General features: G+C 57.4%; 8 protein-coding genes. 1 reads left to right on the plus strand and 7 read right to left on the minus strand.

The window, feature by feature from the left end; all coding sequences use genetic code 11:
- Positions 1 to 89: 89 nt before the first annotated feature.
- Both E5J99_RS09560 and E5J99_RS09565 read right to left on the minus strand, forming a co-directional pair.
- Positions 90 to 1,232 carry an efflux RND transporter periplasmic adaptor subunit gene (locus E5J99_RS09560; RefSeq protein WP_135497498.1) on the minus strand — a complete coding sequence of 381 codons (1,143 nt, stop codon included), beginning with the start codon at positions 1,230 to 1,232 and terminating at the stop codon, positions 90 to 92.
- A 180-nt stretch (positions 1,233 to 1,412) separates the two neighbouring features.
- Positions 1,413 to 1,907: a YciE/YciF ferroxidase family protein gene (locus E5J99_RS09565; protein WP_135497499.1), complete on the minus strand. Its 495-nt coding sequence runs from the start codon at positions 1,905 to 1,907 to the stop codon at positions 1,413 to 1,415.
- A 172-nt stretch (positions 1,908 to 2,079) separates the two neighbouring features.
- Here E5J99_RS09565 and E5J99_RS09570 point away from each other — a divergent pair, with 172 nt between their 5' ends.
- Positions 2,080 to 2,442, plus strand: coding sequence for an MGMT family protein (locus E5J99_RS09570; protein ID WP_135497500.1), 363 nt, complete (start codon positions 2,080 to 2,082; stop codon positions 2,440 to 2,442).
- On the opposite strand, the gene E5J99_RS09575 is transcribed toward E5J99_RS09570, so the two are convergent.
- The 5 genes from E5J99_RS09575 to E5J99_RS09595 all read right to left on the minus strand — a co-directional run bounded on the left by E5J99_RS09575 (position 2,439) and on the right by E5J99_RS09595 (position 6,706).
- A complete protein-coding gene (locus tag E5J99_RS09575) occupies positions 2,439 to 3,761 on the minus strand; it encodes a hypothetical protein (protein WP_135497501.1) in 1,323 nt (440 codons plus the stop codon). The genes E5J99_RS09570 and E5J99_RS09575 overlap by 4 nt on opposite strands.
- Positions 3,762 to 3,969: 208 nt before the next feature.
- Positions 3,970 to 4,380, minus strand: a complete 411-nt coding sequence (locus E5J99_RS09580) for a response regulator (RefSeq protein WP_135497502.1) — start codon at positions 4,378 to 4,380, stop codon at positions 3,970 to 3,972.
- Complete coding sequence (locus tag E5J99_RS09585) at positions 4,377 to 5,192, minus strand: sensor histidine kinase (RefSeq protein ID WP_135497503.1); 816 nt, start codon at positions 5,190 to 5,192, stop codon at positions 4,377 to 4,379. Before E5J99_RS09585 ends, E5J99_RS09580 begins: the two co-directional genes overlap by 4 nt.
- Complete coding sequence (locus tag E5J99_RS09590) at positions 5,189 to 5,878, minus strand: hypothetical protein (RefSeq protein WP_135497504.1); 690 nt, start codon at positions 5,876 to 5,878, stop codon at positions 5,189 to 5,191. Before E5J99_RS09590 ends, E5J99_RS09585 begins: the two co-directional genes overlap by 4 nt.
- Before the next feature lie 114 nt (positions 5,879 to 5,992).
- Positions 5,993 to 6,706, minus strand: a complete 714-nt coding sequence (locus tag E5J99_RS09595; protein WP_135497505.1) for a hypothetical protein — start codon at positions 6,704 to 6,706, stop codon at positions 5,993 to 5,995.
- Between the last annotated feature and the right edge of the window lie 200 nt (positions 6,707 to 6,906).

Below are 6,906 nucleotides of genomic sequence, written 5' to 3' on the forward strand. Positions count from 1 at the left end.
CAGTGGAAGACGCAGTATCTGGCGAAGCGAAGCAGGCAAGGATTCCTCACAAATCAGCACGCCTTCCTCCGCGCGGTGCCGCGTGAAATCTATTGAATCACCTGTACCGCATCTCCTGGCTTCACCTGGAGTATGCCCGTCCGAATCACGGAATCCCCGACGGCCAGGCCGTCGGTAATCTGAATCACTTTATCGGAGCGAATGCCGATTTTTACCTTCTTCGGCACCATTTTGCCGCCTTTCACCGTGTATACGCTGTAGCCGCTGGCCTCCGGAATTACGGCCTCGGTTGGCACCTGTAGCGCGTCAGTAGATTCTCCGAGCTGCAGGTTCACCTTTACAAAAGCACCGGGGCGCAGCTCGTTGCTGGTGTTAGCGAAGCGGGCCCGCACCGGCTGGGTACGACTCACGGGGTCAATCTGCGGGTCGATGGCATACACCTTGGCGTCATATTTCTTATTCGTGCCCTCGTCGGTAATGCTCACCACATCGCCCACCCGCACCATAGAAGCAAAGCGCCCGGGCACGGCAAAGTCAATCTTGACGGGCCGCACGCGTGAAAGGGTCGTTATTTCGGTGCCGGGACTTACGTAGGTGCCCACCGTGGCAGTCGTCAGGCCGAGTACGCCGTCGAAAGGAGCCCGCACGTAGGCTTTGTCCAGCGAAGCCTGCAAGGCTCTCAGGTCGGCCTGCGACGTCTGCAGCTGGTTGTTGGCCTGCTCGTATTCCTGGGCGCTGATATATTCCTTATCAAGCAGCGTACGCTGGCGTTTTTCCTGGTCGCGGAAGAGCCGAATATTGTACTGCTGCTTGTTGATGGCGGCCTGCGCTTCGTCGGCGTTAATACTGAACAATAGCTGCCCTTTGCGCACCGGCTGACCTTCCTTGATTGCCAGGCTGGTGATTTTGCCCGACAACTCGCTTTTAATCACCACCGACTCATCGGCCAGCACCGAGCCGGTAGCTGCCACTTCATCCGAAAGATTCGTGGGCTTCACCAGATATACCTGCACGGGTAGCTTCTGCCCCCCTGGCTTCCCCCCCGGGCCACCTTTGCCACCACTACCGGCTGCACCACGGCCACCGCCACCGCCTTTCGCGTCAGCAGTGGGAGAGGGGAAATACTTAATCTTAACGAACACCAAGGCCGCTACTATGGCTGCCGATATGACGATCCATAAGATGGTGCGCCCGGGGCGCGATGCTGTTGTCGTTTCTTCTTCGTATTGCATGCAATGGGGGAGGGTATGCCACTATCAGGCTGGGCTACCCAACGTGTAGGCAGCCAGGGTTCAACAACGCCAGGTGCCTGGTTAGGGTTTGCCAAAACGGTTGGGGTCGGTTCGGTATAAGGTGTAAGACACAAAAAAAGCCTGCTAGTTGCAGGCTTTTTTTATTAAAAGGCAGTGGGCCTACATGGCTTTCTGGTTGATATAGTTCTTAGCCAGCTCGTTAAGTTTAGTATCAGTGAGTTGTTCCTCTGCCAGTGTTTGGCGTAGCAGCGTGGCGGCGTCGCTGTGGCCAAGGCGCTCGGCAAAGTGAGCGGCTGTGCCGTAGCCCGAAATCTCATAGTGCTCGATGCGCTGTGAAGCCGCAATCAGGGCCGCGTCCATTACCTCATCGGTAGCGCGCTCCGACATAGTTTCCTGGCCTTCCGCAATGAGGCCTTGCATGGCTTTGCAGGTGTGGCCTCCCAGATCAAGCTCCATTGCCTTGCCTATTTTTTCGAGGCGCGCTACCTGGTTTTCCGTCTCGCGCAGGTGGTGCTCGAAGCCCGCCCGCAACCGACCATCTTTGGCGGCGGCGGCCATTTGAGGCAACGCCTTCACCAATTGCTTTTCGGCGCTGTACAGGTCTTTGAGCTGCATCTCATACAGATCATCCAGTGTTTTCAGTTTGTCGAACATAGCAGAGTAGGTAGTTGGGTTGAAGGTGAGAACGAGCCGGTTGGCCAGTAAGTCAACCGGCTCGTTCTTACGAGCGCCAACGGCAAAAGATGATGCTTGCCCTCACCTTTTTGCTAGTGCTGAGCTTGGCGTAGCATAGCCTGTTACCGGCTTTTTGCCGTATTTCACCCTCATGACAACTCCCAAAGAGCCCACCGAAGCCCACCGCAATTTCTTTCGCGACGTGCACGATGTGGTCCGGCTCGTGCCCCCCGGGCGCGTCACTACGTATGGCGCCATTGCCCACTACCTTGGGGCCCGGCACGGGGCGCGCATGGTGGGCTGGGCAATGATGGCCGCTCACCCGGCAGTAGGGCCGGGCACGGTGCCGGCGCACCGCGTCGTCAACCGGCTGGGGCTCCTCACGGGTCGGCAGCATTTCGCTACGCCCACGGCCATGCAGGAGTTTCTGGAGGCCGAGGGAACCCGGGTAGTAGATGACCAAGTACAGAACTTCAAAGCGCTATTCTGGGACCCGAGCACGGAACTGGGCTAGCGCCGCCGCATCTTCTTGACATAATAGTCGCCTTCCTTAACGGGTACATACTGTAGGGAAGGGGTTTCGCCTTCGGAGCGGGCCTTGAGCTCTACGTATAGAGTAGTACCAAACACGGGAATGAAGGACAGGCATTGCGGCTCGGAGCCCGCCAGACACAACGTAACCTCATGGGCCTTGTCGGTCCATGGAATGCGGATGAAGTCATTAGCGGGCAGGGTTTTTAGCTCCTGTCCGTTGAGAAGCACCAGCAGCGGCGCTTGTGGGCCACCCGGCCGACGGTATACAACCACCGACGCCGTATCGTGGCGAGCCAGCTGATCCATGTAATCAAAGTCGGCCACCCGTCCTGTTGCCATGTCCAGCGTGTACTCCTGCTGCTCGCCGTGCGTAGTGACGGCAGCTATGGCCGCGCCTGCCGCGCCGCCTAGGACTGCCGCCGTACTCATAGCTCCCGGATCAGCACTGGCCCAGCCAGCGAAGGTAAAGTCGTCGCCTGCTCGCTTTAAAGGATAGAAATGCTTTTGCCGCAACACATAAGCCCGCTGTCCATCCGAAAAGCCCCATACGTCGCGCAGCACCTCCCGGCCCGATTCGGTAGGGCGGTAGATTTCTACTTCGTCTGTAATGGGCCGGTTGGGGGAGGCTACCTTCTCTACTATCAACCCCGGTACGGCTTGCGGCCGGTTGTTGCGGAAATCGAGAAAAGTGCGATACACTCCTTCTGGCTTGTGTGAGGCCGTGAGAATGGGATAGTCGTAGGGTACTGGTTTGTGGCCACCCCGGTAGCGTACCTGTTCGCTGGTTAGTGGGGTGGCTAGGCGCAGGCGCTGCTGCCAGTCAATGGTGTTCACCTGCGTACAGGCCCGCTGGAGGCAGGCTACAATATTGTCATCGTGATAGGACGTGGTTTCCAGTCCTTTAGCTTCTTGCTGCTCACTGTAGCGCTGCACTACGTAATAGTTGCCATCAGGCTGCTGACAGACAAAATCTATATCCACATCAGCCGTGGCTTTTTCGGAAGTGGCCTTGGTTTGCTCCGCAATGCGCAGCTCATGCACCCGCAACAGCACGGGGCGGCTGCCCGGCTTTGGCGGCAGCTGCACCTGCAGCCAGTTGCCCAGGCCTTCCCGCACGCCACCGGCTATATCGGCCGGCACCCGTATATTGCTCATGCCACGCTGAACCCACCCGATAGTTTGGTGCTGCCGCCGTAGGTCGAGCACCTCCACGATGTGAAAAGCCGCGTTGTCAACTACCAGTTTTTGCTCCCGTAGGCTCACCTGGTAAATAGGTGTTTGAGCCGAAGCTCCACTCATACTAAGGAGAAAAAGTAGAAGCAGCCGTAGGTTTAAGCTCATGGATAAAGGAGTAGATTCAAAGCTAAACAGCAAAGCTGAGCCCACCAAAAGACTTTAGCCAAGTGGTGTAGCACAAGCCGCCAGAAAACTCTACCTGCCGTGCTGCTCTGGACACAAAAAAGGCCACTGCTTGGCAGTGGCCCTAGGCGATAGGTACCCGAAGCGACTATACTACCACGAAGTTGGACTGGGTATTCACGTGGCCAGCGGCCGCCAGAATAGCGCCCCGAACTTCCTCCGGATTGGCGTTTTTGAGCAGATAGCCGTGGGCTCCTTCCGTGTGCAGGCTGTCAATCAGCTCGGGCTCGTCGTGCATGGAAATGATAACGACCCGAACGCGGGGGTATTGGGCCCGCATCAGTCGCACCGTTTGCAGGCCATCGAGCGTAGGCATTTGCAAATCCATCAGCACCACATCCGGCACGATGCCTTGGTCGAGATGCTCCAACAACTCCTGTCCGTCGCCGGCTTCGAAGAGGACTTCCATGTCGGGAAAGCCGCTGATGAGGGCGCGCAAGCCTTTGCGGAAGAGAATATGGTCGTCGACGACGGCTAAACGTATTGTAGGTGTGCTCATATAGAGGTAGTTAGGGCGGGTTTTTGATCGACCGGAAGATACGGAATAGGGAAGGAAATCCAAACTTTACTGCCTGCGCCCGGGGCCGAGTCGTGGCGCAGGGTGCCTTGCAGCACGGCCACCCGGCTGCGCAGGTTGGTGAGTCCAAGGCCGGAGCGGGCGCCGGGCGCGGGGGGCAAGTCGCCGGCGGCCGGGTCGAAGCCCACGCCGTTGTCGCGGTATTGCAGTGAAAGGTAGTCCGGGCCAAAGTCAACGCTCACCTCAATCGTCTCGGCATGGGCGTGTCGCAGGCCGTTACCCAGCAGCTCCTGCACCACCCGAAATACGATCAGCTCCCGCTTGGGGTCGAGGCGGCGGGGCTGGCCGCGTTGCTCAATCGTGACATGTGTTGGCCCGTCGGCCGGCACGGTTCGGGCCAGCGCATCGAGGGCAAACGGAAGACCGAACTTTTGCAGCGCGGCCGGCAGCAGATTACGGGAAATACGCCGCACTTCTCCGATTGCCTGGTCCAGCAAAGCGGTAGCTTCTTCAGTTAAGTTGGGCTGGCCCAGCGCGCTCAAGTGCAGCTTGGCAATGGCTAAAGTAGTGCCTACGCCGTCGTGCAGATCGGCCGCAATGCGGCGGCGCTCTTCTTCTTGCGCCAGCAAGGCCGCTTCCAGTGCCTGTTGCTGCGAGGCGTCGCGCACTTGGCGCAGCTGCTCCTGCTGGCGGAGCAGCCGCCGCTGGTAGCGCAGCACAAACCCCACGATACCCAGTGCCAGTAGTAGCAGCACCGGCGTGGCCAGCATAACGGGAAGCAGCCAGTTGTTCATGACCGGGCGGGCGAAGGCAGGAGCTGGTCCGCGTACCAAAAGGCCAGCGCAAACAGCATATACTGAATCAGATTGACCATAGCATTCAGGGTATAAATCATTTGATGGCTGGCATGGTCAGTGGTAGCCGAAAGCTTGTTTACAAATACATACAACAATACAGTACCCGAAAAATACAACACAATAGCGGTACTTACCAAAAAAAGTGGGTCTTGTTCCAGTCGAATGATGTGCAGCTCATTGAGTAGCTGCTCAAAATACAGTAGCGCCAAACCGATAAGCAAGGCGCTCTGGGCTACGTGTGTGTAGGCATTCACCTGCTGGAAGCCCTCCAGATACAGCGAGTCGCAGAAGGCAAAAACGGTGAACCCCAGCGCCGCCAGCCGCAGCAAGCGGCGCACAACGGGCGATACAAGCGTGAGGTAGTAGATGCGGCAAAACAGCAGCGTCTGCACCAGCGTAAAAACATGCCAGACGGCATAGCTCCACCCCGGCCGGTACAGCTCCACGAGGCCGGAAGCCAGCAAAACCAACTCTGTAAATAGCAGGGAGCCCGTCAGGAGGCGCAGCGGAGGTGGCAAGTGGGGCCACCGCCAGAAGGCCAGCCCCAGCGGAACCAACACCACCAGACTGGCCATCTGCTCCAGGTATTCGCAAAACGTGAGAAGCCACGAAGGAATGTGCATGCAGAGCGTGGCAAAGGTGGGGAAGTAGAAGACGCGGCGCGAGGAAAGTACAAAATCCTGGTTAAAACCACTGAGTAAGTACAAGGTATAGGCGCACCTGGCCGCAGCGCCAGGCTACTTGCGCAGTAGTGGCCACCCTTCGGGAAACGCAACGTGCTCGATGGGCCGGTGGCCGTTCCAAAGCGCGATACTTAGAAATAGGTTGAAGACAATGAGCAGCACGAACTGGATGATGTACATTATCCAGATCAGGTCGGGCTGACCCTGCAGCTGGCCTTCCAGCACGAAAACCATCAGCGTGCCGGCGTAATACAGAATGGAGCCTACGCTGACCATGAACATGGAGTCCTGGCCCAAATCGATATTGCGTAGCTCGCGCAGCGTCTGCTCGAAGTAGGCTACCGCGACGCCGACCAGTAGTATGCTCTGTGCGACGTGCGTATAAATAATTTGGGAGGTACTGAAGCCCCCGTTGAGGTACAGTGATTCGAAAATATAGGTGGCCAAGAACAGCCCCAACGCAGCCCGCAGAATTTGTCGGCTCTGTGCCGAATGAAAGGAATTATAGTAGGCCCAGCTGAGAAATAATGTTTCGCTAAGTGTTGCCAGCTCTAGAAATAGGATGTTATTGTGCAGCACATGACGGCCAAATTCGGCTAGTGCCCCGTTCAGCAGGCAGCCGGGTAGTACGATAAACCAGAACAAAGGCTGATACGCAGGTAACAAGGAGCGCCAGCGGTGCAAACCAATACCCAGCGGTAGCAGGTAGGTAAGCAGAGCAACCACATTAAACTGTTTGGCAAATAGTACCAGCTCCTTGCTATCCAAAGACGGTTGTAATGAAGTAGAGTACTGGAAAAGCGGAAGGTGCCACTATGGAAGGGACGCTAAGAAGAGCACTGGGGTGCAACCCAAATTGTCGCTACGCCGCCCTGGCCGTGTTGAAGGGTTCAATGTGTTGGCGTACCAGCTGCCATCGGTTACTCATCGCGCAGACGCGCAAGGTCAAGACCCGCTGTGCGCCGTTG

It is taken from the genome of Hymenobacter elongatus (assembly GCF_004745955.1).
In the GTDB taxonomy this organism is placed as follows: domain Bacteria; phylum Bacteroidota; class Bacteroidia; order Cytophagales; family Hymenobacteraceae; genus Hymenobacter; species Hymenobacter elongatus.